This is a genomic window from Serratia sp. Tan611 (genome assembly GCF_905188235.1).
GTDB classification, from domain to species: domain Bacteria; phylum Pseudomonadota; class Gammaproteobacteria; order Enterobacterales; family Enterobacteriaceae; genus Serratia_B; species Serratia_B rhizosphaerae.
This window is the reverse complement of sequence record NZ_LR994655.1, coordinates 4,091,394-4,116,899: the sequence shown is the minus strand read 5'-3', so window position 1 is coordinate 4,116,899 and position 25,506 is coordinate 4,091,394. Positions and strand designations below refer to the sequence as shown.

The following is a 25,506-nucleotide window of genomic DNA, read 5'->3' as shown; positions in this document are numbered from 1 at the left end:
ACGCAGCGACCCGAGTCATGCGCTGAAAGTGTGAATTTAACGCAGCTAATTGTTGCAAGTGAGAGATAAATGTCGAATAAACCGTTCCATTATCAAGATCCGTTTCCACTGAAGAAAGACGATACCGAATACTATCTGCTAAGCCGCGACCACGTTTCCGTCGCAGAATTTGAAGGGCAGGAAGTCCTGAAAGTTGCACCGGAAGCCCTGACCCTCCTTGCCCAGCACGCCTTCCACGACGCCTCATTTATGTTGCGCCCGGCGCACCAGCAGCAGGTCGCCGATATCCTTGCCGACCCGGAAGCCAGTGAAAACGATAAGTACGTTGCGCTGCAATTTCTGCGTAACTCAGAAATCGCCGCCAAGGGTATTTTGCCGACCTGCCAGGATACCGGCACCGCGATCATCGTCGGTAAAAAAGGCCAGCGCGTCTGGACCGGCGGCGGCGATGAAGCAGCGCTGTCGCGCGGGGTGTACAACACCTATATCGAAGACAACCTGCGCTACTCGCAGAACGCCGCGCTGGATATGTATAAAGAGGTGAATACAGGCAGCAACCTGCCGGCGCAGATCGACCTCTACAGCGTCGACGGCGACGAATACAAATTCCTGTGTATCGCCAAGGGCGGCGGTTCCGCGAACAAAACCTATCTGTACCAGGAAACCAAGGCGCTGCTGTCGCCGGGTAAACTGAAAGATTACCTGGTGGACAAGATGCGCACCCTGGGCACCGCGGCCTGCCCGCCGTACCACGTGGCCTTTGTGATTGGCGGCACCTCCGCCGAAGCGACGCTGAAAACGGTCAAGCTGGCTTCCACCAAGTATTACGACGGCCTGCCGACCGAAGGCAATGAGCACGGTCAGGCGTTCCGCGATGTGGCGCTGGAAGAAGAATTGCTGAAAGAAGCGCAGAATCTGGGGCTGGGCGCGCAGTTCGGCGGTAAATATTTCGCGCACGATATCCGCGTGATCCGCCTGCCGCGTCACGGTGCGTCGTGCCCGGTCGGCATGGGCGTATCCTGCTCCGCAGACCGCAATATCAAGGCGAAAATCAACCGCGACGGCATCTGGCTGGAGAAACTGGAGCATAATCCGGGCCGCTATATTCCACAGGAACTGCGTCAGGCGGGCGAAGGGGAAGCGGTGAAGGTGGATCTGAATCGTCCGATGGCCGAGATCCTCAAGCAGCTGTCGCAATATCCGGTGTCCACGCGCCTGTCGCTGAGCGGCACCATCATCGTCGGCCGTGATATCGCGCACGCCAAGCTGAAAGAGCGTCTGGAGCGCGGTGAAGGGCTGCCGCAGTATGTGAAAGACCACCCGATTTACTATGCTGGCCCGGCCAAAACGCCGGACGGCTATGCTTCCGGTTCTCTGGGGCCGACCACCGCCGGGCGAATGGACTCCTACGTGGATCTGCTGCAGTCCCACGGCGGCAGCATGATTATGCTGGCGAAAGGCAACCGTAGCCAGCAGGTGACCGACGCCTGTAACAAACACGGCGGCTTCTATCTTGGCAGCATCGGCGGCCCGGCGGCGGTGCTGGCGCAGCAGAGCATCAAGAGTCTGGAGTGTGTGGAGTACCCGGAACTGGGGATGGAAGCCATCTGGAAAATTGAAGTGGAAGATTTCCCGGCGTTTATCCTGGTGGATGACAAGGGCAATGACTTCTTCCAGAAGATCCAGAGCTCTCAGTGCACCCGCTGCGTGAAATAACTCGGCTGAAATAAAAACGGGGACGGGCTGCGCGCCCATCCCCGGATAAGGTTTCCCATAAGGGCGCGGCGGATGTCGCGCCCTTATCTGTTTTAGCGTGAGCCGATATCGCGCAGCGCTTTGCCGGACATCAAATTACGCTCGATCTGTTCCAGAGAAATGTTTTTGGTTTCCGGAATCAGCACGATGGTCAGTACGATAAACAGCAGGTTCAGTGCGGCGTATACCCAGAAGGTGTGTGCACTGCCCAGGCTGTTCAGCATGGTCAGGAAGGTGGCGCCGACAATCATATTGGCGATCCAGTTCACCGCCGTGGAGCAGGTGATGCCGAAATCGCGGCCTTTCAGCGGCTGAATTTCCGAGCAAAGCACCCAAATCAGCGGGCCGGCGCTCATGGCGAAGCCGACGATAAACATCAGCAGCATCAGGACGGCGAAGTACTGTGCGGCGGTGCTGGCGATGCCGATGTTCATCATGGTGCCGAGTACGCCCATACCGACCGCCATCACCAGGAAGCCCAGTTTCAGCGTCGGCTTGCGGCCCCAGCGGTCAACCAGCCCGATGGCGATAAAGGTCGCCAGCACGTTGACCAGACCGACGATCACCGTGCCCCACATTTGCTGCGCGGTGCTGGCGAAGCCGGCCAGATCGAAGATTTTCGGCGCGTAATACATGATGACGTTCATGCCGGTGAACTGCTGCATAACTTGCAGCAGAATGCCGAGATATACCGCGCGGCGGAAATTCTTGTTGTCTTTAAACAGCGACCAGCCGCCCTGTTTGATCTTCAGGCTTTCGCGGATTTCATCCATTTCCGCCTTGGCCTGTTCGGTGGTGTCGCGCAGCATGTCCAGCACTTGGCGCGCCTCTTCATGCCGGCCGCGTGACGCCAGCCAGCGCGGGCTGCGCGGCAGGAAGAACACGCCGATCAGCAGTAGCAGCGCCGGGATGGTGATGACGCCCAGCATCCAGCGCCAGGCGCCGCTGTAGCTGAACGCAGTATCCGACAGATAGGCCGCCAGAATACCGATGGTGATCATCAGCTGGTACATGGAAATCATACTGCCGCGGATGCGCTCCGGCGCGATTTCCGACAGGTACAACGGCGCGGTGAACGAGGCGATGCCGACGGCCAGCCCCAGCAGAACACGGGAAACCACCAGCACTTCGACGTTAGGGGCGAAGGCGGAACACAGCGATCCGATGACAAACAGCACGGCGCCGATCATCAGGCTGTATTTACGCCCCAGCCGATAGGAGAGCCAGCCGCTGCCGACCGCGCCGACCGCCGCGCCGAACATCATGGAACTGACCACCCACTCCTGTTGGTGCGCGGTGATCTGGAACTCATTGGTAATAAACGGCAGCGCACCGGCGATAACGCCGATATCCAGGCCGAAGAGCAGACCCGCCAGTGCGGCGAGGAAACAGACAAAGAAAGTCATTTGGGCATTTGACCGGCTTTTGCCTGTGGTTGTTACGGTACTCATAACGCCTCCAAAAGGGGGATGTAAAACGCCGAGTGGCTTTGGGGGATAATGTTATTGATCATGATGATGGTTAAAAGTGCGCCGGATCACATTAATGTAATCGCTTACATCAGTGGGGGCTTTTGAGAGGATTCCAATCGCCTAGTAAATAAAGATAAAAGCCACTATAGCCAGCCATAGGCGGTCATATTACGGTACTTTTATTGTAATCGTTTTCAATTTGGGGGCAGACGCGCTCCCAAATCAACCAGGGGGAAGCGCTCCCCGCCCGGTTCAGGAGAAATTATGCCATGAGAGAGGGGCTCAGTCCGAGGAAGGACGGATATTTTTTTGTTTCACAATATCAGCCATGACCGCCAGAGCGATTTCCGCCGGGGTTTTGCTGCCCAGCGGCAGGCCAATCGGCGCGTGAATGCGGCTTAGCTGCTGCGGATTAAATTCGGCAATGTTTTGCAGCCGCTGGCGACGGCGGGCGCTGTTCTGGTGGGAACCCATCGCGCCGATATAAAACGCCGGGGTATGAATAGCTTCCATCAGCGTCAGATCGTCCATACGCGGGTCGTGGGTCAGTGCGACCACGGCGGTATTGCCGTGGCAGCCGCCTTCTTCAATAAATTTGGCCGGAAATTGCCGCACCAGCGTGACCGACGGCGTTAACTGGGCGGCGAAGTTCTCCAGCGCCTCGGGACGGTTTTCACACACCAACACTTCAAAACCCAGCGCGGCGGCGAAGTCGGCGCAGTACAGCGCCACGCTGGACAGGCCGGCGATCAGCAGGCGCGGCGCGGCGGCGATATGCAGGACGATCTCTTCACCGCGGCGTTCAACCTGCGTTGCGCTGGCAAAGGGAGTTTCTTCCAGCACGGTGCAGGCGTGCGGCAGCGTCAGGCGTTTGAGCAACGCGTGATGGCCGTCCAGCGCCGCAGCCATCTGCGCCAGGTAGTGAATGCTATGTTCACCGGCCGGCAGGTACTCAATCAGCACCTCCAGTACGCCGCCGCAGGGCAGCGCCACGTTCGGCGTCAGGCCGCCTTCGCCGTAGCGCACCACCTGGCTGGCCGCCTGATAGTCGCCGGCGGCGATGCGCTGCAGAAAATCCTCCTCCACGCAGCCGCCGGAGAGCGAGCCGCAGTAGCGGCCATCGGCGCCGGCCGCCATCAGCGCGCCGGGCGATCGCGGCGAAGAGCCGTAGGTGGCCAGCACGGTGCACAGCCAGACCGGCTGCTGTTGCAGCCAGGACATGGCCTGACCGACGACGGTGATATCGAGATGTTGCATGGAGCTACTCGCTGTCCGCTAACTGAGAGGGAAGATCAATATCCTGTACGATGCCCGGGTTATCAACTGAAATCAGGTGCACTTCCTGGTCAAACAGCACGGAACGTCCACCGTCATCGCCGCGCAGGGCGCACAGCGCGTTGCGCAGCGTAGCGGAAAAGCCGACGGGATGCCCCGGGCGCCCGTTAACGCAGGGGCGGGCGATCGCATATTTTTGTAGCGCCGCTGCGGTTTGCCTGAATATTTCAGCAGGCACAAAGGGCATATCCGCCAGATGGATTAGCCAGCCGTCCCACTGCGGACGGGCCGCCACGCCGGCGGCGATGGATTCCCCCAGCCCGCGGCTGTCCAGCAATACCGTCTCGACGTGATGTGCGGCGCAGTGCCGGCGTACGGGCTGATTGTCCGGCCGGGTCACCACGACCAGCGGCAGGCCGCTGGCCTGCGCCTGCTGCAGAGTCTGGGCGAACAGGGTGCGTTCGCCCAGGGGCGCATTCAGTTTGTTTCCGCTGCCGCCGGCCCGGATAAAGCGTTCACTGCGTCCGGCGGCGGCAATCACAATACCTGTCGTCATATTGATCACCTGTTTTGGCTATAGGCATATGCCAACAGCGTTAGGGTAAGCCGGAGCCGCTTATGAAACGGCGCCGACTACAAAAGAAGGGAATCATTATGAATATTGTAACCTGTCACGGCGTCATTTTAGTCACCGCGCCGTAACGGCGGAAGGCGGCATCACTGATTATCCGCCGGTGGTTTGCCAAACAGCGGCATGCCCTGTTCATCCCAGGACAGGGTTTTGATGCGCGTATGCCGGTTAGGGTCGTACAGCGGATCGCCGTCAATTTCGGTGTAGTTGCGTGCGTGGTACACCAGCACGTCGTTGTTGTCCTCATCCTGGGTAAAGCTGTTGTGACCGGGGCCGTACTGGCGGTTGTCGTAACTGGTGCGAAACACCGGCTGCGGCGACTTATGCCATTGTGCCGGGTCGGTCAGGTCGGCGTCGATATCCGCCCACAGCAGCCCGAGACAGTAATTCTCGTCGGTGGCGCTGGCGGAGTAGCTGATGAAAATCCGCTGCCCGTGGCGGATCACCGCCGGCCCTTCGTTCACCCAAAAACCCCGCGTCTCCCAGGGCAGTTCCGGCTTGCTGAGCATCACCGGCTCCCCTTGCAGCGTCCACGGGTTGGTCATTTCCGCCAGATACAGGTTGGAGTTACCGCGTATGGCCGGATCTTTTTGCGCCCACAGATAGTAATGCCTGCCGCGGTGGTTAAAGTAGGTGGCATCAAGGGAGAAGCTGTCGAGATGGCTGTGAATGCGTCCTTTCTCCTGCCATTCGCCGGTGAGCGGATCGGCGTCGCTGCAAGCCAGTGCGAACATGCGGTGCTGAAACAGGCCGTCCTTAATCTCCGGGCTGTGGGCGGCGGCGAAGTAGATATACCAGACGCCGTCGATCACATGCAGCTCCGGCGCCCAGATCAGGGCGCTCATCGGCCCGCTGGCCGGTTTGCGCCAGACGACGTGCGGCGTGGCCTGCGCCAGACCTGTCAGGCTGGTGGCGCGGCGCAGCTCCAACCGGTCGTACTCCGGCACCGACGCGATAAAGTAGTAGTTGCCGTCGCTGTGGCGCAGGATAAAGGGATCGGCGCGTTGCGTAATCAGCGGGTTGGGATAGATTTTCATCGTTTTCTCTCTTAGCTGTGCCGGGTTTCAAGCTGGCGCTCACGGTAGTCGGCCAATTCCTGGTAGTTGGCGCGGCGCTTGGCCAGATCGCTTTGGATTTGCCGCATCAGGTCGCGGTCCACTTTCAGCAGCCGCACCACGCCGGCGGTGATCAGGTAGCCGATACCGGGAATGACGGTAAACAGCAGGACGATGCAGTTAAGCGCGCCGGCGCTCTGGCTGGCGGCGTCCGCCTGGTAGCCGGACAGCGACATCAGGAAGCCGACCATCGCGCCGGCCACCGCCAGCCCCACCTTCAGGAAGAACAGATTACCGGAAAAGCTGATGCCGGTGATGCGTTTGCCGGTTTTCCATTCGCCGTAGTCATCAACGTCGGCCATCAGAGACCAGTGCAGCGGCGACGGGATTTGGTGCAGGATATTCAGCAGGAAATAGGCCACCACGATGGTCCAGGTCAGCTGCGGGTTGAGGAAATAGAAGGCGCAGGAGAACAGCGCCAGCGCGATATTAGTCCAGAAGAATACCTGAAGTTTGCAAAAGCGGTCGGTGAGCGGTTTGGCCAGCGCGCTGCCGATCATCATCCCGACCACGCCGAGCGCGATGAACAGGCTGGCGAAAGACGATGACTGTTGCATCACATAGGTGACGTAGTACATGGTGGCCGCCATGCGGATAAAGCCGGGGCAGACGTTGCAGAAGGTCAGCAGCAGAATGCGCACCCACTGATCGTTTTTCCAGACGTCTCGCAGGTCGGCTTTCAGCGCGTCGTTGGTCGGCACCGCCGGGCGGATACGCTCTTTGACCGTCGCGAAGCAGAACAGAAACATAAACAGCGCCACCAAAGCCAGCACGCCCATTGCCATCTGATAACCGCGCGCCTTGTTGTCGCCGCCGAACCAGTCGGCCAGCGGCAGCAGCGTCAGCGACAGCAGCAGGGTGGCGATGCCGACCATGATAAAGCGGTACGACTGGCAGGAGACCCGCTCGTGCGGGTCGGCGGTGATGACGCCGCCCAGCGAGCAGTAAGGAATGTTGATGGCGGTATAGGTCAGCGACATCAGAAAATAGGTGGCGAAGGCATAGACCACCTTGCTGTTATAGCTCCACTCGGGGGTGGTGAACATCAGCACGCTGAACAGCACATAGGGCAGGGAGATCCACAGCAGCCAGGGGCGGAAGCGCCCCCAGCGGCTTTGGGTGCGGTCGGCGATGGCGCCCATAATCGGATCGGTGACCGCGTCCAGCACCCGCACCGATAGCAGCAGAATGCCTACCAGCGCCGGCGTCAGGCCAAAGATGTCGGTGTAAAAATAGTTGAGGAACAGCATGATGGCGCCGCCAATCATATTGCACCCGGCGTCCCCCATGCCGTAACCGATCTTTTCTTTTATCGAAAGGGCATTGCTCTTCATGGACATTTTCTCCGTGCTGACAGGATCAGACTCAATGATCATGATTATTGTCTTGTCCGACGCTGTCTGGTCAGGAGCTGATGGTTATAGAGCTGGACAAACCTGCCATGGCGGAAGAAGTGTGAGCTTGTTAGCAAACTTGACCCGGAGAAGGGACGGCAGAAGCCGGTGGCCCATAGAAGAGAACACGGCGTGAGCCGTGTTTTTTCAGGATGGCGTGGGCATTCAGTGGCTCACGATATGGGAACTGCCGAGACGATGTCCCGGTTTGAAAGCGTATTCACGGGACGACCAGGCGATGGCGAACGCAACGGCCAGCAGGATCAGCAATGCCCAGGGGAAAACGCTGGCCTCCCAGGTATCAAGCAGCATGCCGCCGATCACGCCGCCGCCGGCGATCGCCGAGTTCCAGGCCACCACATTCATGGAGAGCGCCACGTCAGCGCCGTCTCCCGCCGCATCGGCCAGCGCGGTTTGCAACAGGGTTGCCGCACCGCCGAACGTGATGCCCCATACGATCACCCCCAGATAAATCACGGCGGGATCTTGCGCACCGACGCCGAAGGCGAACGCGGTGAGCGCGAAGGCGGCGAGACTGGCCAGTACCGTGGCGCGCAGGTGGCGCTCCACCAGCCGGCCGGTGATCCAGATGCCGGCGAGCGCCGCTGCGCCGAAGGCGAACAGCACCAGATCGGTTCGGTCAGCCATTCCCGCCGGCGCGATAAACGGAGCGATATAGGTATAGAGAATGTTGTGCGCAAGCATCCAGGTGATTACCACTGCCAATACCGGGCGTACACCGGGCGTGGTGAAGACCCGGCGCAGCGGCATGTGTTGATGGGCGGACTGGCCGGGGTAATCGGGGACTTTGGCGTATACCCAGACGATCAGCAGCAGCGTCAGGGCCGACATGATCCAGAATGCGCTGCGCCAGCCGATTGTCGATCCCATGAAGGTCCCCAGAGGCACCCCCAGAGAGAGAGCGATTGGGGTTCCCACCATGGCGATGGCAAGGGCGCGTCCTTGCTGATAAGGCGCGACCATCCGCCGGGCGTAGCCGGCCAGCAGGCTCCAGGCCAGCCCTGCGGCGACGCCGGCAAAGAAGCGGGCGACCAGCGTGACGGCATAGTGGGTAGATAGCGCGGTGGCTGAGTTGAAGAGAAGGAAGCCGATGATAGTCAGCAGCAGGACGTTACGCCGCCGCCAACTGCGTGTTGCAATCGTCAGCGGGATGGCGGCCAGCAGTGAGCCCAGCGCATATGCCGTCACCATTTGCCCGGTCAGCGCCGGATTGACGCCGAGTCCCTGACTGATTTGCGGTAGCAGGCCTGCAGGCAGCGTTTCGGTCACGATACAGATAAATCCCGTCATGGCCAAAGCCAGCAGGGCGGCGACGGGCAGGCGGGCGGCGGTGGCCGATGTCGCCTGAGTGGATGAGTGATTCACGCAAAAGATCCTTTCGACGATGAGAAGGTTCCGGCGTCGCTTGGTGCCGCCGGCGTCTGAAGCATATCGATATATATACCGATCGGTATAAATGTAATCATCATCGTCGCTGCGTTGTCAATAAATTATATATCGATTAGTATATATGTCGTAAAAGATAAGGAGTCAGCGATGGCGCAAATGGGACGTCCCCGCAGCTTTGACCGCCAGCAGGCCATCGAACAAGCGATGCACCTGTTCTGGGAGCAGGGCTATGAATCAACCTCGCTCAGCCAGCTAAAGGCGAGCATTGGAGGTGGTATTTCCGCCCCGAGTTTCTATGCGGCTTTCGGGTCGAAAGAGGCGCTGTTCAACGAGGCGGTGCAGTGTTATCTGGAAAGCTATGCGCGTGTGACGGATTGTCTTTGGGACGACGCGCTGGCGCCGAGAGAGGCCGTTGAACTGGCGCTGCGTCAGTCGACGACCATGCAGTGTGAGCCGGGGCATCCGAAGGGGTGTATGGTTGCTTTCGGCGTCATGAGTGCGCCGACGCCCGCGCATGCCGACGTGGCCAAACCGCTGGCGGAATCGCGTGCGCGAACGTATGCCGGATTTATCCGCTGCGTCGAACGTGCCATTGCCGCCGGCGAGCTGACGGCGAGCACCGACGCCCGGGCGCTGGCGACCGTATTCAACAGTTTTTTGCTGGGCATCTCAACGTCAGCTCGGGATGGTGTTGACGTAGCGACCTTTCAGGGAGCTATTGCCGAAGTGATGAAAGTCTGGGACGCGCTGCGTAAGCAGGCGTAGCGGGCGGGAAAAGGCGTGATATGAAACAGGCCCGCCGTGGCGGGCCTGCGGCAGAGATGAAATCAGCGCGTGGCGCTGCCGAGCGCCCGCTGGCTGCGCTGCTTGATGGCGTAGCCAATCGCCAGCACCGCCACCCAGAGCGGGATCAGCAGCACGGAAATGCGAATGCCCGGCGTCAGATACATAATCACCAGAATACCGGCCATAAACAGCAGGCACAGGTAATTGCTCAGCGGGTACCAGAACGCCTTGAACTTCGGCTCCACGCCTTCACGGCGTTTTGCCGCGCGGAATTTCAGGTGGGCCAGGCTGATCATCGCCCAGTTGATCACCAGCGCGGACACGACCAGCGCCATCAGCAGTTCAAACGCGCGCCCCGGCAGCAGATAGTTAATCAGCACGCAGAATGCGGTCGCCAGCGCCGAGACGCCGATAGCGACGATCGGCACGCCGCGCCCGTCCACTTTCAGCAGGCTTTTCGGTCCGTTACCCTGCTGCGCCAGGCCGTACAGCATGCGGCTGTTGCAGTAGACGCAGCTGTTATACACCGACAGCGCCGCCGTCAGCACCACGATATTCAGCACCGTTGCCACCAGGTTGCTGTTCAGCGCGTGGAAGATCAGTACGAACGGGCTGCCGCCTTCTACCACTTTGCCCCACGGGTAGAGGGAGAGCAGAATCGTCAGCGAGCCAATATAGAAGATCAGGATGCGGTAGATCACCTGATTGGTGGCTTTGGGAATGCTTTTGGCCGGATTATCCGCCTCGGCGGCGGTGATGCCGACCAGCTCCAGGCCGCCGAAGGAGAACATGATCACCGCCATCGCCATCACCAGCCCGCTGACGTCGTTCGGGAAGAAGCCGCCCTGCGCCCACAGGTTGCTGACCGTGGCCTCCGGGCCGCCCATGCCGCTCAGCAGCAGGTAGGCGCCAAAGACGATCATGCCGATAATCGCCACCACCTTGATAATGGCGAACCAGAACTCCAGTTCGCCATATACCTTGACGTTGGCAAGGTTGATGGCGTTGATCGCCAGGAAGAACACCGCGGCGGAGACCCAGGTGGGGATCTCCGGCCACCAGTACTGTACATAGATGCCGACCGCCGTCAGTTCGGCCATCGCCACCAGCACATACAGCACCCAGTAGTTCCAGCCGGAGGCGAAGCCGGCAAAGTTGCCCCAGTATTTGTAGGCAAAATGGCTGAACGAGCCGGCGACCGGCTCTTCAACCACCATTTCACCCAGCTGGCGCATAATTAAAAAGGCGATAAAGCCGCCGATAGCGTAGCCCAGGATAACTGACGGCCCGGCCATTTTTATTGTTTGCGCGATGCCCAGAAATAGCCCGGTGCCGATTGCGCCGCCTAAGGCGATAAGCTGAATATGGCGGTTCTTCAGCCCGCGTTTCAGTTGGTCGCCCTGTTGTTGACCATCCATCAGTGTTTACCCTCTGTCGTTGCAAATGCTCACACGTTGTAAAAGTGTGATTACGATGTGTGTATGTTTTTGTTTACGGCGTTGTAGGTATTAATTAAACGGCGCCGCTACCGTTTCATGAAGAATAATGTTATGTGAAAAAGTTTGCATCTCCTTTGTTTTGGTGGTGATTAAGATTTCAGCAGTTTAGGCAACAAAATGCGGATTGTGTGATGAGAACGGCTGTTGCGTGCATGAAATAAGCAATAAATCACATAATTCGCAAAAAGATTGTTCTTACCTCCAACCGATGTCTCATCTTGCCGTTTCCCTCCCGTAACTAACCCTTTATGGTCATAGCTATTCACCAAAGCGTCATAAACATGCAATAAATCTCTGGCATTGACGGTTCACTCTGGAGGGGGAACGGCGAGCCTAAATGATGGAATGTGACCTGTGTCACATAAGGTGGCGACGGCGTCTGGGTAAAGCTTTGTAAATGGTATTACCACTTAAGAGTAGCCAGCAGCGGCGGGGGCGTATTTCAGGTAGTAAAACGTGCGGGCCGCACGGATTTCGGCAGGCGGCCATATGGACAGGAGGTGAATACTTTGTTACTTTACCGTCACGTTTGTGAAATTGGTATTACCAATTGACTCCGCGCTATTCGCAGAGAAGAAATCACCCATGGCCTATAGCAAAATCCGCCAGCCCAAGCTGTCAGACGTTATCGAGCAGCAGCTCGAATACCTGATACTCGAGGGTACGCTGCGCCCAGGAGAGAAGTTGCCTCCGGAGCGCGAACTGGCGAAACAGTTTGACGTTTCCCGCCCTTCTCTGAGAGAGGCAATCCAGCGCCTGGAAGCAAAGGGGCTGCTGTTGCGCCGTCAGGGCGGGGGAACTTTTGTGCAAACCAACCTCTGGCAAAGCTTCAGCGATCCGCTGGCTGAACTGCTGGCCGATCACCCTGAATCACAGTTCGATCTGCTCGAAACCCGTCATGCGCTCGAAGGCATCGCCGCCTATTACGCGGCCCTGCGCGGCACCGACGAAGATCTGGCGCGCATCCGCGATTGCCATATCGTGATTCAGCAGGCGCAGGACAGCGGCGATCTGGACGCTGAAGCCGACGCGGTCATGCAGTATCAAATTGCCGTTACCGAGGCGGCGCACAACGTTGTGTTGCTGCATTTGCTACGCTGCATGGGGCCGATGCTGGAACAGAACGTCCGACAGAACTTTGAATTGCTCTACTCGCGCCGTGAGATGTTGGCGAAAGTGAGCAGCCACCGCGCCGGGATTTTTGAGGCGATAGTGGCGCGCGAGCCGGAAAAGGCCCGCGAAGCCTCTCACCGCCACTTGGCGTTTATTGAGGAAATCTTGCTGGATCTCAGCCGGGAGCATACCCGTCGTGAGAGATCGCTACGGCGGCTCCAGCAACGCAAGGAGTAAGAGCGGTTCCCGTCTTGGGGTAACACCAGCCCAATATCAGGGATAAAGCTCGCAGTGCTTAATTAAGTACTTTAGCGGCAACTAAACTGATGAGCCTGTCTTCGTGCGCTTTGCTGCAGAGCGCAGGAAGACAGGCTCCAAATAAACCATTAGACAGATAAGGAATACCACCATGTCAGAACGTTTAAACAATGACGTGGATCCGATCGAAACCCGCGACTGGCTGCAGGCGATCGAATCGGTCATCCGTGAAGAGGGTGTTGAGCGAGCTCAGTTTCTGATTGATCAGGTATTGGGTGAAGCCCGCAAAGGCGGCGTTAATGTAGCGGCCGGTTCCGCTGCTAACGACTACATCAACACCATCGCGGTGGAAGACGAGCCTGAATATCCGGGTAACCTGGATCTGGAACGCCGCATCCGCAGCGCGATCCGCTGGAACGCCGTGATGACCGTTCTGCGTGCTTCCAAGAAAGATCTGGAACTGGGCGGCCACATGGCTTCCTTCCAGTCTTCCGCGACCTTCTATGAAGTCTGCTTTAACCATTTCTTCCGCGCACGCAACGCGAAAGATGGCGGCGATCTGGTGTACTTCCAGGGCCACATCTCTCCGGGCGTTTACGCACGCGCCTTCCTTGAAGGCCGCCTGACCGAAGAGCAAATGAACAACTTCCGTCAGGAAGTTCACGGCAACGGCCTGTCCTCTTATCCGCATCCAAAACTGATGCCGGAATTCTGGCAGTTCCCGACCGTGTCCATGGGCCTTGGCCCGCTGAGCGCCATCTACCAGGCTAAATTCCTGAAATATCTGGAACACCGCGGCCTGAAAGACACCTCCGCACAGACCGTATACGCCTTCCTGGGCGACGGTGAAATGGATGAGCCGGAATCCAAAGGCGCCATCACCATCGCCACCCGTGAAAAACTGGACAACCTGGTGTTCGTCATCAACTGCAACCTGCAGCGTCTGGACGGCCCGGTAACCGGCAACGGCAAAATCATCAACGAACTGGACGGTATCTTCTCCGGCGCAGGCTGGCAGGTGCTGAAAGTGATCTGGGGCGGCCGCTGGGACGAGCTGCTGCGTAAAGACACCAGCGGTAAACTGGTTCAGCTGATGAACGAAACTCTGGACGGCGACTACCAGACCTTCAAATCCAAAGACGGCGCCTACGTGCGCGAGCACTTCTTCGGCCGTTATCCGGAAACCGCCGCGCTGGTTGCCGACTGGAGCGACGAGCAGATCTGGGCGCTGAACCGTGGCGGTCACGATCCGAAGAAAGTCTTTGCCGCGCTGAAAAAAGCGCAGGAAACCAAAGGCAAGCCTACCGTTATCCTGGCCCACACCATCAAAGGTTACGGCATGGGCGACACCGCGGAAGGCAAGAACATTGCTCACCAGGTGAAGAAAATGAACATGGAAGGGGTGCACCACTTCCGCGATCGTTTCAACGTGCCGGTTGCCGATGCTGACATCGAAAAACTGCCGTACGTCACCTTCGAGAAAGATTCCGAAGAGTACAAATACCTGCACGAGCGCCGCGAGAAGCTGGAAGGCTACCTGCCGAGCCGTCAGCCTCACTTCAGCGAGAAGCTGGAACTGCCTTCTCTGGAAGACTTCGGCCCGCTGCTGGAAGAGCAGAACAAAGAGATCTCCACCACCATCGCCTTTGTGCGCGCCCTGAACGTGATGCTGAAGAACAAGTCGATCAAAGATCGTCTGGTGCCGATCATCGCCGATGAAGCACGTACCTTCGGTATGGAAGGTCTGTTCCGTCAGATCGGTATCTACAGCCCGAACGGCCAGCAGTACACCCCGCAGGACCGTGAGCAGGTGGCTTACTACAAAGAAGACGAGAAAGGTCAGATTCTGCAGGAAGGGATCAACGAACTGGGCGCCGGCGCGTCCTGGCTGGCGGCTGCGACCTCTTACAGCACCAACGACCTGCCGATGATTCCGTTCTACATCTACTACTCGATGTTCGGCTTCCAGCGTATTGGCGATCTGTGCTGGGCAGCGGGCGACCAACAGGCGCGCGGCTTCCTGGTCGGCGGCACCTCCGGCCGTACCACGCTGAACGGCGAAGGTCTGCAGCACGAAGACGGCCACAGCCACATTCAGTCGCTGACCATCCCGAACTGTATTTCCTACGATCCGGCATATGCCTATGAAGTGGCGGTCATCATGCATGACGGTCTGGTGCGTATGTACGGCGAAGCGCAGGAGAACGTTTACTACTACCTGACCACGCTGAACGAAAACTACCATATGCCGGCGATGCCGCAGGGCGCCGAGGAAGGCATCCGCAAGGGTATCTACAAGCTGGAAACGCTGGAAGGCAGCAAAGGCAAGGTACAGCTGATGGGCTCCGGCGCGATCCTGCGTCACGTGCGCGAAGCGGCACAGATCCTGGCGAACGACTACGGCGTTGGTTCCGACGTGTTCAGCGTGACCTCGTTCACCGAACTGGCGCGCGACGGCCAGGACTGCGAACGCTGGAACATGCTGCACCCGACCGAAGAGCCACGCGTACCTTACGTTGCTCAGGTGCTGAGCGATGCGCCGGCGGTAGCGTCTACCGACTACATGAAACTGTTCGCCGAGCAGATCCGCAACTTTATCCCGGCCAGCGATTATCGCGTACTGGGCACCGATGGCTTCGGTCGTTCCGACAGCCGTGAGAACCTGCGTCACCACTTCGAAGTGGATGCATCTTACGTGGTGGTTGCTGCTCTGGGCGAGCTGGCTAAACGCGGCGAAATCGATAAGAAAGTGGTTGCCGAGGCGATCGCCAAATTCGATATCGATGCCGATAAAGTAAACCCGCGTCTGGCCTAAGAGGTAAAGAATAATGTCTATTGAAATCAAAGTACCGGACATCGGTGCAGATGAAGTCGAAATCACCGAGATTCTGGTGAAGGTCGGCGATAAGGTCGACGCAGAGCAGTCGCTGATCACCGTAGAAGGCGACAAGGCGTCGATGGAAGTGCCATCGCCGCAGGCCGGCGTGGTGAAAGAAATCAAGGTTGCGGTCGGCGATAAAACCGAAACCGGCAAACTGATCATGATCTTCGAAGCAGAGGGCGCAGCGGCTGCAGCGCCTGCTCAGGAAGCGAAGCAGGAAGCGGCGGCTCCGGCAGCGGCGCCTGCTGCTGCGGCGGCAAAAGACGTTCAGGTTCCGGATATCGGCGACGACGAAGTGGAAGTCACCGAGATCATGGTGAAAGTGGGCGACACCGTGACGGAAGAACAGTCGCTGATCACCGTGGAGGGCGATAAGGCTTCCATGGAAGTGCCTGCGCCGTTCGCCGGCACCGTGAAAGAGATCAAAATCAACACCGGCGATAAAGTAAAAACCGGCTCGCTGATTATGGTGTTCGAAGTAGCAGGCGCCGCGCCGGCCGCAGCGCCTGCTCAGGCGGCGGCACCGGCGGCCGCTGCGCCGGCGGCTTCCGCAGCGAAAGACGTGGCCGTGCCGGATATCGGCGGCGACGAAGTGGAAGTGACCGAAGTGATGGTGAAAGTGGGCGATAAAATCGCCGCCGAACAGTCGCTGATCACCGTGGAAGGCGACAAGGCTTCGATGGAAGTGCCTGCGCCGTTCGCCGGCACCGTCAAAGAGATCAAAGTCAGCACCGGCGATAAAGTGAAAACCGGCTCGCTGATTATGGTGTTCGAGGTAGAAGGCGCAGCCCCTGCCGCCGCCCCGGCAGCCAGCGCCGCTGCACCTGCGCCGGCTCCGGCTCAGCAGGAAAGCAAAGCCGCCGCGCCGGCCGCGAAAGCGGAAGGTAAAAACGAATTCACCGAAAACGATGCCTACGTGCATGCGACGCCGGTTATCCGCCGTCTGGCGCGCGAATTCGGCGTTAATCTGGCGAAGGTTAAAGGTACAGGTCGTAAAGGCCGTATCCTGCGTGAAGACGTTCAGGCCTACGTGAAGGACGCGGTGAAACGCGCCGAGTCCGCACCGGCTGCCGCAGCCGGCGGTGGTCTGCCGGGCATGCTGCCATGGCCGAAAGTGGACTTCAGCAAGTTCGGCGAGATCGAAGAAGTGGAAATGGGCCGCATCCAGAAGATTTCTGGCGCCAACCTGAGCCGTAACTGGGTGATGATCCCGCACGTTACGCACTTCGATAAAACCGATATCACCGAGCTGGAAGCGTTCCGCAAGCAGCAGAACGAAGAAGCCGCCAAGCGTAAGCTGGACGTGAAGTTCACCCCGGTGGTGTTCATCATGAAAGCGGTTGCCGCAGCGCTGGAGCAGATGCCTCGCTTCAACAGTTCACTGTCTGAAGACGGCCAGAAGCTGACGCTGAAGAAGTACATCAACATCGGCGTGGCGGTCGATACGCCGAACGGCCTGGTGGTTCCGGTGTTCAAGGATGTTAACAAAAAAGGCATCACTGAGCTGTCCCGCGAACTGATGGCGATCTCCAAGAAAGCGCGCGACGGTAAACTGACCGCCGGCGAAATGCAGGGCGGTTGCTTCACCATCTCCAGCCTGGGCGGTATCGGGACAACCCACTTCGCGCCGATCGTCAACGCGCCGGAAGTGGCTATCCTGGGCGTCTCCAAGTCGGCGATGGAGCCGGTCTGGAACGGTAAAGAGTTCACGCCGCGTCTGATGATGCCGATGTCGCTCTCCTTCGACCACCGTGTGATTGACGGTGCCGATGGCGCACGCTTTATCACCATCATCAACAATATGCTGTCTGACATTCGCCGTCTGGTGATGTAAGGAAAAAAGGGCGCAGCATGCTGCGCCCTTATCGCTTCGGTAGCAGTTTTGTCGGTTTTTGCATGATTCGACAAGATTGTTGAGACACGGGTCACTTCGAACATGCTTTGCAGATTATTAACAATTCTGTAAACTGCTCGCGGTGTAAGCGTCCCGGTGGATGAAGGGCGTTATGAATTCGATTAAAAATATACCCTATAGATTTCACATGGCAGCTAGGCGGCAACTTCTTGAATTCCCAAGAGCTTACTGAAGTAAGTGACTGGGGTGAGCGAATGAAGCCAACAACGCGGCAAGGTGAAAGATGACGGGTATAAAAATGACGTCTGACCCGCCGGACAATAAATTAAGAGGTCATGATGAGTACTGAAATAAAAACTCAGGTCGTGGTACTTGGGGCGGGCCCAGCAGGCTACTCTGCTGCCTTTCGTTGCGCTGACTTAGGTCTTGAAACCGTTCTGGTTGAACGTTATTCCACGCTGGGCGGGGTTTGCCTGAACGTGGGATGTATCCCTTCCAAAGCACTGTTGCACGTTGCCAAAGTGATTGAAGAAGCCAAAGCACTGGCTGAACACGGCATCGTTTTCGGTGAGCCGAAAACCGACATCAACAAGATCCGTACCTGGAAAGAGAAAGTCATCACTCAGCTGACCGGCGGTCTGGCGGGTATGGCTAAAGGCCGTAAAGTTAAAGTGGTTAACGGTCTGGGCAAATTTACCGGCGCTAACACCCTGGTTGTTGAAGGCGAAAACGGTCCGACCACCATCAACTTCGATAACGCCATCATTGCCGCAGGTTCTCGTCCAATCCAACTGCCATTTATCCCTCATGATGACCCGCGCGTGTGGGATTCCACCGATGCGCTGGAGCTGAAAACTGTCCCAGAGCGTATGCTGGTGATGGGCGGCGGTATCATCGGTCTGGAAATGGGCACCGTCTACCACGCGCTGGGTTCTCAGATTGACGTGGTGGAAATGTTCGATCAGGTGATCCCGGCGGCTGATAAAGACGTGGTGAAGGTGTTCACCAAGCGTATCAGCAAGCAGTTCAACCTGATGCTGGAAACCAAAGTGACCGCGGTAGAAGCCAAAGAAGATGGTATCTACGTCACGATGGAAGGCAAAAAAGCGCCTGCGGAACCACAGCGTTATGACGCGGTGCTGGTGGCTATCGGCCGTGTGCCGAACGGTAAACTGCTGGATGCCGACAAAGCGGGCGTGGCGGTTGATGAGCGCGGCTTTATCAACGTTGACAAGCAGATGCGCACCAACGTACCGAACATCTTCGCCATCGGCGATATCGTCGGTCAGCCGATGCTGGCGCACAAAGGCGTGCATGAAGGCCACGTGGCGGCGGAAGTTATCTCCGGTCTGAAGCACTACTTCGATCCGAAAGTGATTCCATCCATCGCGTATACCGAGCCGGAAGTGGCATGGGTAGGTCTGACCGAGAAAGAAGCGAAAGAGAAAGGCATCAGCTATGAAACCGCCACCTTCCCGTGGGCGGCGTCCGGCCGTGCTATCGCTTCCGACTGTGCAGACGGCATGACCAAACTGATCTTCGACAAAGAGACTCACCGTGTTATCGGTGGGGCGATTGTCGGCACCAACGGCGGCGAGCTGCTGGGTGAGATCGGTCTGGCTATCGAGATGGGTTGTGATGCGGAAGATATCGCGCTGACCATCCACGCTCACCCAACCCTGCACGAATCGGTAGGTATGGCGGCTGAGATGTTTGAAGGCAGCATTACCGACCTGCCTAACCCGAAGGCCAAGAAAAAGTAATTTTTCCGGCTTAAACGGTTGATAAGCGGCTCCTGAGAAGGGGCCGTTTTTTATGACGCCGCTAAAAGGCCGCTCAGAGAGCGGCCAGTAGCTTACTTGTTCTGGACTATCACGTTCAGCGTCAGGCTGTTGCCGTTGACCGACCAACCGCCTTTATCAACCCCAAACGCCGCGCCCAGTACAATGAGCAGGATAAATAACGAACTCCTTTTCATTGCGCGATCCCTGTGGAACCACGACCACCGCGACTTCACCGGGAAAATCCCGGTGGAACAAGCGCTTTGTGACGCTCACATCGCAGTTGTGGCAGAACTGTCCTCAAGCCCGGTGACCGGCTGCTAAACCGGCAGAACAGACCCGGTGAGATAGTAACGTGGAATCATGTTTTCCACATTCTTTTTGTTGATTTTTTAAGCGTGATTGCGCAGAATGTCTCTGCTTTGTGGCGCTTGTATCGTACTTTACGATGTAAGTATTCCGTCCGGTGCCTGCTAACGCCGTACGGAACAAAGGAACCGCCTTAACGGCGGTTTTTTTGTTTTTGTCTCCGGCGTTTTTTCCGCTGTTCAAACAATAGTTATTGTAATAGTGTGGCTATTACGATGCGCCCGACCGCCTTGTCCTGCCTGCATTGCAGCCGATTACTCTGTGCTCAACGATTCAGCAAAGATTTAATGTTGCTTTTATGTGAACGAATTAACAACCGATTCAAATCCTGATATGCTGGCTGGGCGGAACCGGGCACTGTACCTTACAGTCCAGGACATCGACAGCAGTGCCTCGTAATATCGCCGTGCGCTAAAAAACCCGGCTTTGATAACAAATCCGGAGTCTCAGAGGCTGCAGCCGACAGCGCTGCCGTTTCAGCGACGCAAGGTATGGACGCCAGGCACAATAAATGACAATGAGAGCGAGGAGAAAGTCGTGCTAGAAGAATACCGTAAGCACGTGGCCGAGCGTGCTGCAGAGGGCATCGTCCCTAAGCCATTAGATGCATCACAAATGGCAGCGCTGGTCGAATCATTAAAGAATCCGCCGCAAGGCGAAGAAGAATTCCTGTTAGACCTGCTGATTAACCGTGTTCCACCAGGCGTCGACGAAGCCGCCTACGTCAAAGCAGGTTTCCTGGCAGCCATCGCCAAAGGCGAAGCCACCTCCCCCCTGATTACTCCGGAAAAAGCCGTTGAACTGCTGGGCACCATGCAGGGCGGTTACAATATTCATCCGCTGATTGAAGCGCTGGACGATGACAAGCTGGCGCCTATCGCCGCCAAAGCGCTGTCTCATACCCTGCTGATGTTTGACAACTTCTACGACGTGGAAGAGAAGGCCAAAGCGGGCAACGCCTACGCCAAGCAAATCATGCAGTCATGGGCCGATGCCGAATGGTACCTGTCCCGTCCGGAACTGGCGGAAAAACTCACCGTTACCGTCTTTAAGGTAACCGGTGAAACCAATACCGATGACCTGTCTCCGGCGCCGGATGCCTGGTCACGCCCGGATATTCCGCTGCACGCGCTGGCAATGCTGAAAAACGAACGTGACGGCATCGTACCGGATCAGCCGGGCAGCGTCGGCCCGATCAAACAGATTGAAGCGCTGAGCGAAAAAGGCTTCCCGCTGGCTTACGTCGGCGACGTGGTCGGCACCGGCTCTTCCCGTAAATCCGCCACCAACTCGGTGCTGTGGTTTATGGGCGACGACATCCCTCACGTGCCGAACAAACGTGGCGGCGGCGTGGTGCTGGGCGGTAAAATCGCGCCTATCTTCTTCAACACCATGGAAGATGCCGGCGCACTGCCGATCGAAGTGGACGTTTCCGACCTGAATATGGGCGATGTGATCGACATCTTCCCGTACAAAGGCGAAGTGCGTAACCACGAAACCGGCGAGCTGATCGCCAGCTTCGAGCTGAAAACCGACGTGCTGCTGGACGAAGTGCGCGCCGGCGGCCGTATCCCGTTGATCATCGGCCGCGGCCTGACCACCAAGGCGCGCGAGTCGCTGGGCCTGCCGAATACCGACGTATTCCGCATCTCCAAACCGGTTGCGGCAAGCGATCGCGGCTTCTCGCTGGCGCAGAAAATGGTTGGCCGCGCCTGCGGCGTAGCCGGCGTGCGCCCGGGCGAATACTGCGAACCGAAGATGACCTCTGTCGGCTCCCAGGACACCACCGGCCCGATGACCCGTGACGAGCTGAAAGACCTGGCCTGCCTGGGCTTCTCCGCCGATCTGGTGATGCAGTCCTTCTGTCATACCGCCGCCTATCCGAAGCCGGTTGACGTGACCACACACCACACGCTGCCGGACTTTATCATGAACCGTGGCGGCGTCTCGCTGCGTCCGGGCGACGGCATCATCCACTCATGGCTGAACCGCATGCTGCTGCCGGATACCGTCGGCACCGGCGGCGATTCCCACACCCGTTTCCCGATCGGCATCTCCTTCCCGGCCGGTTCCGGTCTGGTGGCGTTTGCCGCCGCGACCGGCGTGATGCCGCTGGATATGCCGGAGTCGGTGCTGGTGCGCTTCAAAGGCAAAATGCAACCGGGTATCACGCTGCGCGACCTGGTGCACGCCATCCCTTACTATGCGATCCAGCAGGGTCTGCTGACCGTTGAGAAGAAAGGCAAGAAAAACATCTTCTCCGGCCGCATTCTGGAAATTGAAGGCCTGCCGGAACTGAAGGTTGAACAGGCCTTCGAACTGGCGGATGCGTCCGCCGAACGTTCCGCCGCCGGCTGTACCATCAAGCTGGATAAGTCGCCGATCGAAGAGTATCTGAACTCCAACATCGTGCTGCTGAAATGGATGATCTCCGAAGGTTACGGCGACCGTCGTACGCTGGAACGCCGTATTCAGGGCATGGAAAAATGGCTGGCGGATCCGCAGCTGCTGGAAGGCGACGCCGATGCGGAGTACGCGGCGGTGATCGAGATCGACCTGGCGGAAATCAACCAGCCGATCCTGTGTGCGCCAAACGATCCGGACGACGCGCGTCTGCTGTCCGACGTGGCCAACAGCAAAATCGACGAAGTGTTCATCGGTTCCTGCATGACCAACATCGGCCACTTCCGTGCGGCGGGCAAGCTGCTGGATCAGCACAAAGGCCAGCTGCCGACCCGTCTGTGGGTGGCGCCGCCGACCAAGATGGATGCGGCCCAACTGACCGAAGAAGGTTACTACAGCGTCTTCGGCAAGAGCGGGGCGCGTATCGAGATCCCTGGCTGCTCGCTGTGCATGGGCAACCAGGCGCGCGTTGCTGACGGCGCGACGGTGGTTTCGACTTCAACCCGTAACTTCCCGAACCGTCTGGGCACCGGCGCCAATGTTTATCTGGCATCGGCAGAGCTGGCGGCGGTGGCTTCGCTGCTGGGGCGCTTACCAACGCCGGACGAGTATCAGACCTATATGGAGCAGGTGGATAAGAGCGCGGCCGACACTTACCGCTATCTGAACTTCAACCAGCTGGAGCAGTATACGGAGAAAGCCGACGGTGTGATTTTCCAGACCGCGGTGTAAAAACCGCACGCTGTTAATGCGCTATCAGGGGAGCCGCCAGGCTCCCTTTTTTTATGCCTGAACTGTGACCTTTTCCGCATTTGTATGTTTTTAATTAACTGAAAATTAAAAGCTATTTTAAATCATTAACCTTGGGCTAATGATTGCCTCTGGTGGTTGATTGATGGTGAATAGTTAGCGTCCTAATCTAATCCTCTTCGTAATTCTTACTGCGTGAAGCGTAAATCAATTAAACCGGGGAGGTTTAGCTATGTCGCTTTATCAACAGCCCGCCCGCGTCTGGGATACCCGACGTCAGGAGAAACAACGCCGGCTGGCCAGCGTACAGGGGCAGGTGCAAGGGAAGGTGATCCCTACCGCAGATTTAACCGCGGCGCTGGAACGGCTGCTGGTGCCGGGGGACCGCGTGGTGCTGGAAGGGAACAACCAAAAACAGGCAGATTTCCTTTCCCGCATGCTGGCGCAGGTCGACCCGTCGACCGTGCACGATCTGCATATGATTATGCCGAGCGTCGGCCGCGCCGAACATCTGGATATTTTCGAAAAAGGCATTGCCCGCAAGCTGGACTTCGCCTTTTCCGGCACCCAGAGCCTGCGTATTTCTCAGCTGCTGGAAGATGGCCAGCTGGAAATCGGCGCCATCCACACCTATATCGAACTCTATTCGCGTCTGTATGTTGACCTGGTGCCGAACGTGGCGCTGGTGGCCGGCTTCAAGGCCGACCGGCAGGGCAATCTGTATACCGGCCCCAGCACTGAGGATACCCCGGCGCTGGTGGAGGCCGCGGCGTTTAAAGACGGGATCGTGATTGCTCAGGTTAACGAGCTGGTGGACGACGAAACTGACCTGCCGCGGGTCGATATTCCCGGTTCGTGGATCGACTTTGTGGTGGTGGCGGATCGGCCGTTCTTTATCGAACCGCTGTTTACCCGCGATCCACGGCTGATCAAACCCGTCCACGTACTGATGGGCATGATGGCCATCAAAGGCATCTACGCCGAGCATCAGGTGCAGTCCCTTAACCACGGTATCGGCTTCAACACCGCCGCCATCGAACTGCTGCTGCCGACCTACGGCGAGCGGCTGGGGCTGAAAGGCAAAATCTGCAAACACTGGACTCTGAACCCGCACCCGACCCTGATCCCGGCGATTGAAAGCGGCTGGGTGGAAACCGTGCACTGTTTTGGCGGCGAACTGGGCATGGAGGATTACATCGCCGCGCGTCCGGATATTTTCTTCACCGGCCGCGATGGTTCGATGCGTTCCAACCGCGCCTTCTGCCAGATGGCGGGCCAGTACGCGGTGGATATGTTTATCGGCTCCACGCTGCAGATTGACGCCATGGCGCACTCGTCCACCGTAACGCGCGGGCGCCTCTCCGGCTTCGGCGGCGCGCCGAATATGGGCCACGATCCGCATGGCCGCCGTCATGCCACTCCCGCATGGCTGGATATGATCGAGGAGCCGGATCCGCTGGCGCGCGGCCGCAAGCTGGTGGTGCAGATGGTGGAAACCTTCCAGGCCGGCGCGAAGCCGACCTTTGTCGAGAAGCTCGATGCAATCGACGTCGCCAAAGACGCCGGCATGCCGCTGGCGCCGGTGATGATTTATGGCGATGACGTCACCCACGTACTGACCGAAGAGGGCATCGCCTATCTGTACCGCGCCCGTTCGCTGGAGGAGCGCCGCGCGATGGTCGCCGCCGTGGCCGGCATTACCGATATCGGCCTGGGCGTGGACGCCGCGCGGGTGGCGCAGCTGCGCCGCGAAGGCAAAGTGGCGTACCCGGAAGATATGGGCATCCGCCGCACCGAGGCCGACCGTTCGCTGCTGGCGGCGGGCAGCGTGGCCGATCTGGTGGACTGGTCCGGTGGTCTGTACAACCCGCCGGCTAAATTCCGGAGCTGGTGATGACACTTTCCCCCTGCAGCAGTGCGTCGCGGGTCGATGCCGTCGCGCTGAGTCTGGCGGACGCCGCCACTCGGGCGCTGATTGACGAGGCGCGCCTCAGCCCGAAGCCGGGGCTGGTGGACGCGCGCGGCAGCGGTGCGCATCAGGATCTGACGCTGGCGCTGATGGAGCGTTCTGCTCTCAGTCTGCATGACACCTTCTATGCGTTGGCGATCGCCGGCTGGCAGCGCCCGGCGGACGGCGCGCTGCGTCAGGAGATTGGCCGTATCGGTCGCGAGGGCGAACGGCGGATGATGGCGGCGACCGGCGGGGTGAACACCCATCGCGGCGCCATCTGGGCGCTGGGGCTGCTGGTGACGGCGCTGGCGATGAGGGAGGGGCGCGCCGACGCGCGGCAAACCTGCCTGCGGGCGGCGCAACTGGCGCAGTTGGCAGACCCGGCCAGCCCGAAATCGTTCAGCAACGGGCTGCGCGCTTCCCGGCGCTATCGGGTGCCCGGCGCGCGGGAAGAGGCGCAGCAAGGGTTTCCGCATGTGATGCGTCTGGCGCTGCCGCAGCTGTGGCGCAGCCGCGCAGCCGGCGCCGACGAGCAGGCGGCCCGGCTCGACGCGCTGATGGCGATCATGACCAGCCTGAGCGACACCTGCGTACTGTCGCGCAGCGGCTGGCCGGCGCTGCAGGCGATGCGGCAGGGCGCGCAGGCGGTACTGTGCGCCGGCGGTTATCAGCGGCCGGAAGGGCGGGTGCAGCTGGCGCGGCTGGAACAGCGGCTGCTGGCCTGCAACGCTTCGCCGGGCGGGGCGGCGGACTTATTGGCGGCGGCGCTGTTGCTCGATCGGGCGGCGGGCCGCTGAACATCTATTCG

The 25,506-nt window shown here is 58.7% G+C and carries 17 protein-coding genes; 9 read left to right on the top strand and 8 right to left on the bottom strand.

Features of this window, described 5'->3' with window-relative positions:
* Positions 1-69 precede the first annotated feature (69 nt).
* On the top strand, positions 70-1,716 hold the full coding sequence (gene fumA, locus TAN611_RS19395; protein ID WP_015673783.1) for a class I fumarate hydratase FumA: 1,647 nt from the start codon (positions 70-72) through the stop codon (positions 1,714-1,716).
* 92 nt (positions 1,717-1,808) lie between these two features.
* On the opposite strand, the gene TAN611_RS19390 is transcribed toward fumA, so the two are convergent.
* From TAN611_RS19390 to TAN611_RS19365, 6 genes are all read right to left on the bottom strand, one after another.
* Entirely contained in the window at positions 1,809-3,206 is a 1,398-nt protein-coding gene (locus TAN611_RS19390; protein ID WP_105232495.1) for a sugar porter family MFS transporter, read from the bottom strand.
* 303 nt (positions 3,207-3,509) lie between these two features.
* On the bottom strand, positions 3,510-4,484 hold the full coding sequence (locus tag TAN611_RS19385; protein WP_111736494.1) for an XdhC family protein: 975 nt from the start codon (positions 4,482-4,484) through the stop codon (positions 3,510-3,512).
* A gap of 4 nt (positions 4,485-4,488) precedes the next feature.
* Positions 4,489-5,058: an NTP transferase domain-containing protein gene (locus tag TAN611_RS19380; RefSeq protein WP_105232493.1), complete on the bottom strand. Its 570-nt coding sequence runs from the start codon at positions 5,056-5,058 to the stop codon at positions 4,489-4,491.
* Between the two features lie 161 nt (positions 5,059-5,219).
* On the bottom strand, positions 5,220-6,170 hold the full coding sequence (locus tag TAN611_RS19375) for a family 43 glycosylhydrolase (protein WP_203066891.1): 951 nt from the start codon (positions 6,168-6,170) through the stop codon (positions 5,220-5,222).
* Between the two features lie 11 nt (positions 6,171-6,181).
* Entirely contained in the window at positions 6,182-7,582 is a 1,401-nt protein-coding gene (locus TAN611_RS19370; protein WP_105232491.1) for a glycoside-pentoside-hexuronide (GPH):cation symporter, read from the bottom strand.
* Between the two features lie 225 nt (positions 7,583-7,807).
* Positions 7,808-9,028 (bottom strand): MFS transporter, encoded by a 1,221-nt coding sequence (locus TAN611_RS19365; RefSeq protein ID WP_111736497.1) that lies wholly within the window; start codon positions 9,026-9,028, stop codon positions 7,808-7,810.
* 171 nt (positions 9,029-9,199) lie between these two features.
* On the opposite strand from TAN611_RS19365, the gene TAN611_RS19360 reads away from it, so the two are divergent.
* Positions 9,200-9,817, top strand: a complete 618-nt coding sequence (locus TAN611_RS19360; protein WP_105232489.1) for a TetR/AcrR family transcriptional regulator — start codon at positions 9,200-9,202, stop codon at positions 9,815-9,817.
* 62 nt (positions 9,818-9,879) lie between these two features.
* Here the strand turns inward: TAN611_RS19360 and TAN611_RS19355 are convergent, their stop codons facing one another.
* Complete coding sequence (locus TAN611_RS19355; RefSeq protein WP_105232488.1) at positions 9,880-11,256, bottom strand: amino acid permease; 1,377 nt, start codon at positions 11,254-11,256, stop codon at positions 9,880-9,882.
* 666 nt (positions 11,257-11,922) lie between these two features.
* Here TAN611_RS19355 and pdhR point away from each other — a divergent pair.
* The 4 genes from pdhR (at position 11,923) to lpdA (ending at position 19,207) form a co-directional block, all read left to right on the top strand.
* On the top strand, positions 11,923-12,687 hold the full coding sequence (gene pdhR, locus TAN611_RS19350; protein ID WP_015673774.1) for a pyruvate dehydrogenase complex transcriptional repressor PdhR: 765 nt from the start codon (positions 11,923-11,925) through the stop codon (positions 12,685-12,687).
* 172 nt (positions 12,688-12,859) lie between these two features.
* Positions 12,860-15,523, top strand: a complete 2,664-nt coding sequence (gene aceE, locus TAN611_RS19345) for a pyruvate dehydrogenase (acetyl-transferring), homodimeric type (protein ID WP_105232487.1) — start codon at positions 12,860-12,862, stop codon at positions 15,521-15,523.
* A 13-nt stretch (positions 15,524-15,536) separates the two neighbouring features.
* Positions 15,537-17,423 (top strand): pyruvate dehydrogenase complex dihydrolipoyllysine-residue acetyltransferase, encoded by a 1,887-nt coding sequence (gene aceF, locus TAN611_RS19340; RefSeq protein WP_111736498.1) that lies wholly within the window; start codon positions 15,537-15,539, stop codon positions 17,421-17,423.
* A gap of 359 nt (positions 17,424-17,782) precedes the next feature.
* Positions 17,783-19,207 carry a dihydrolipoyl dehydrogenase gene (gene lpdA, locus TAN611_RS19335; protein ID WP_105232485.1) on the top strand — a complete coding sequence of 475 codons (1,425 nt, stop codon included), beginning with the start codon at positions 17,783-17,785 and terminating at the stop codon, positions 19,205-19,207.
* A gap of 92 nt (positions 19,208-19,299) precedes the next feature.
* Here the strand turns inward: lpdA and TAN611_RS23630 are convergent, their stop codons facing one another.
* Positions 19,300-19,422: a hypothetical protein gene (locus tag TAN611_RS23630; protein WP_255265501.1), complete on the bottom strand. Its 123-nt coding sequence runs from the start codon at positions 19,420-19,422 to the stop codon at positions 19,300-19,302.
* A gap of 709 nt (positions 19,423-20,131) precedes the next feature.
* On the opposite strand from TAN611_RS23630, the gene acnB reads away from it, so the two are divergent.
* The 3 genes from acnB to TAN611_RS19320 all read left to right on the top strand — a co-directional run bounded on the left by acnB (position 20,132) and on the right by TAN611_RS19320 (position 25,495).
* Complete coding sequence (gene acnB / locus TAN611_RS19330; RefSeq protein ID WP_105232484.1) at positions 20,132-22,729, top strand: bifunctional aconitate hydratase 2/2-methylisocitrate dehydratase; 2,598 nt, start codon at positions 20,132-20,134, stop codon at positions 22,727-22,729.
* A gap of 250 nt (positions 22,730-22,979) precedes the next feature.
* A complete protein-coding gene (gene mdcA, locus TAN611_RS19325; RefSeq protein ID WP_160030052.1) occupies positions 22,980-24,641 on the top strand; it encodes a malonate decarboxylase subunit alpha in 1,662 nt (553 codons plus the stop codon).
* Positions 24,641-25,495, top strand: a complete 855-nt coding sequence (locus TAN611_RS19320; protein WP_203066890.1) for a triphosphoribosyl-dephospho-CoA synthase — start codon at positions 24,641-24,643, stop codon at positions 25,493-25,495. The genes mdcA and TAN611_RS19320 overlap by 1 nt, the downstream gene beginning before the upstream one ends.
* The last annotated feature ends 11 nt before the right edge of the window (positions 25,496-25,506 follow it).

What these genes read in the sequence shown, in the direction of transcription:
- fumA (WP_015673783.1), top strand. Translation starts at nt 70, where the DNA reads ATGTCGAATAAACCGTTCCATTATCAAGATCCGTTTCCACTGAAGAAA.
- TAN611_RS19390 (WP_105232495.1), bottom strand. Translation starts at nt 3,206, where the DNA reads ATGAGTACCGTAACAACCACAGGCAAAAGCCGGTCAAATGCCCAAATG.
- TAN611_RS19385 (WP_111736494.1), bottom strand. Translation starts at nt 4,484, where the DNA reads ATGCAACATCTCGATATCACCGTCGTCGGTCAGGCCATGTCCTGGCTG.
- TAN611_RS19380 (WP_105232493.1), bottom strand. Translation starts at nt 5,058, where the DNA reads ATGACGACAGGTATTGTGATTGCCGCCGCCGGACGCAGTGAACGCTTT.
- TAN611_RS19375 (WP_203066891.1), bottom strand. Translation starts at nt 6,170, where the DNA reads ATGAAAATCTATCCCAACCCGCTGATTACGCAACGCGCCGATCCCTTT.
- TAN611_RS19370 (WP_105232491.1), bottom strand. Translation starts at nt 7,582, where the DNA reads ATGAAGAGCAATGCCCTTTCGATAAAAGAAAAGATCGGTTACGGCATG.
- TAN611_RS19360 (WP_105232489.1), top strand. Translation starts at nt 9,200, where the DNA reads ATGGCGCAAATGGGACGTCCCCGCAGCTTTGACCGCCAGCAGGCCATC.
- TAN611_RS19355 (WP_105232488.1), bottom strand. Translation starts at nt 11,256, where the DNA reads ATGGATGGTCAACAACAGGGCGACCAACTGAAACGCGGGCTGAAGAAC.
- pdhR (WP_015673774.1), top strand. Translation starts at nt 11,923, where the DNA reads ATGGCCTATAGCAAAATCCGCCAGCCCAAGCTGTCAGACGTTATCGAG.
- aceE (WP_105232487.1), top strand. Translation starts at nt 12,860, where the DNA reads ATGTCAGAACGTTTAAACAATGACGTGGATCCGATCGAAACCCGCGAC.
- aceF (WP_111736498.1), top strand. Translation starts at nt 15,537, where the DNA reads ATGTCTATTGAAATCAAAGTACCGGACATCGGTGCAGATGAAGTCGAA.
- lpdA (WP_105232485.1), top strand. Translation starts at nt 17,783, where the DNA reads ATGAGTACTGAAATAAAAACTCAGGTCGTGGTACTTGGGGCGGGCCCA.
- TAN611_RS23630 (WP_255265501.1), bottom strand. Translation starts at nt 19,422, where the DNA reads ATGAAAAGGAGTTCGTTATTTATCCTGCTCATTGTACTGGGCGCGGCG.
- mdcA (WP_160030052.1), top strand. Translation starts at nt 22,980, where the DNA reads ATGTCGCTTTATCAACAGCCCGCCCGCGTCTGGGATACCCGACGTCAG.
- TAN611_RS19320 (WP_203066890.1), top strand. Translation starts at nt 24,641, where the DNA reads ATGACACTTTCCCCCTGCAGCAGTGCGTCGCGGGTCGATGCCGTCGCG.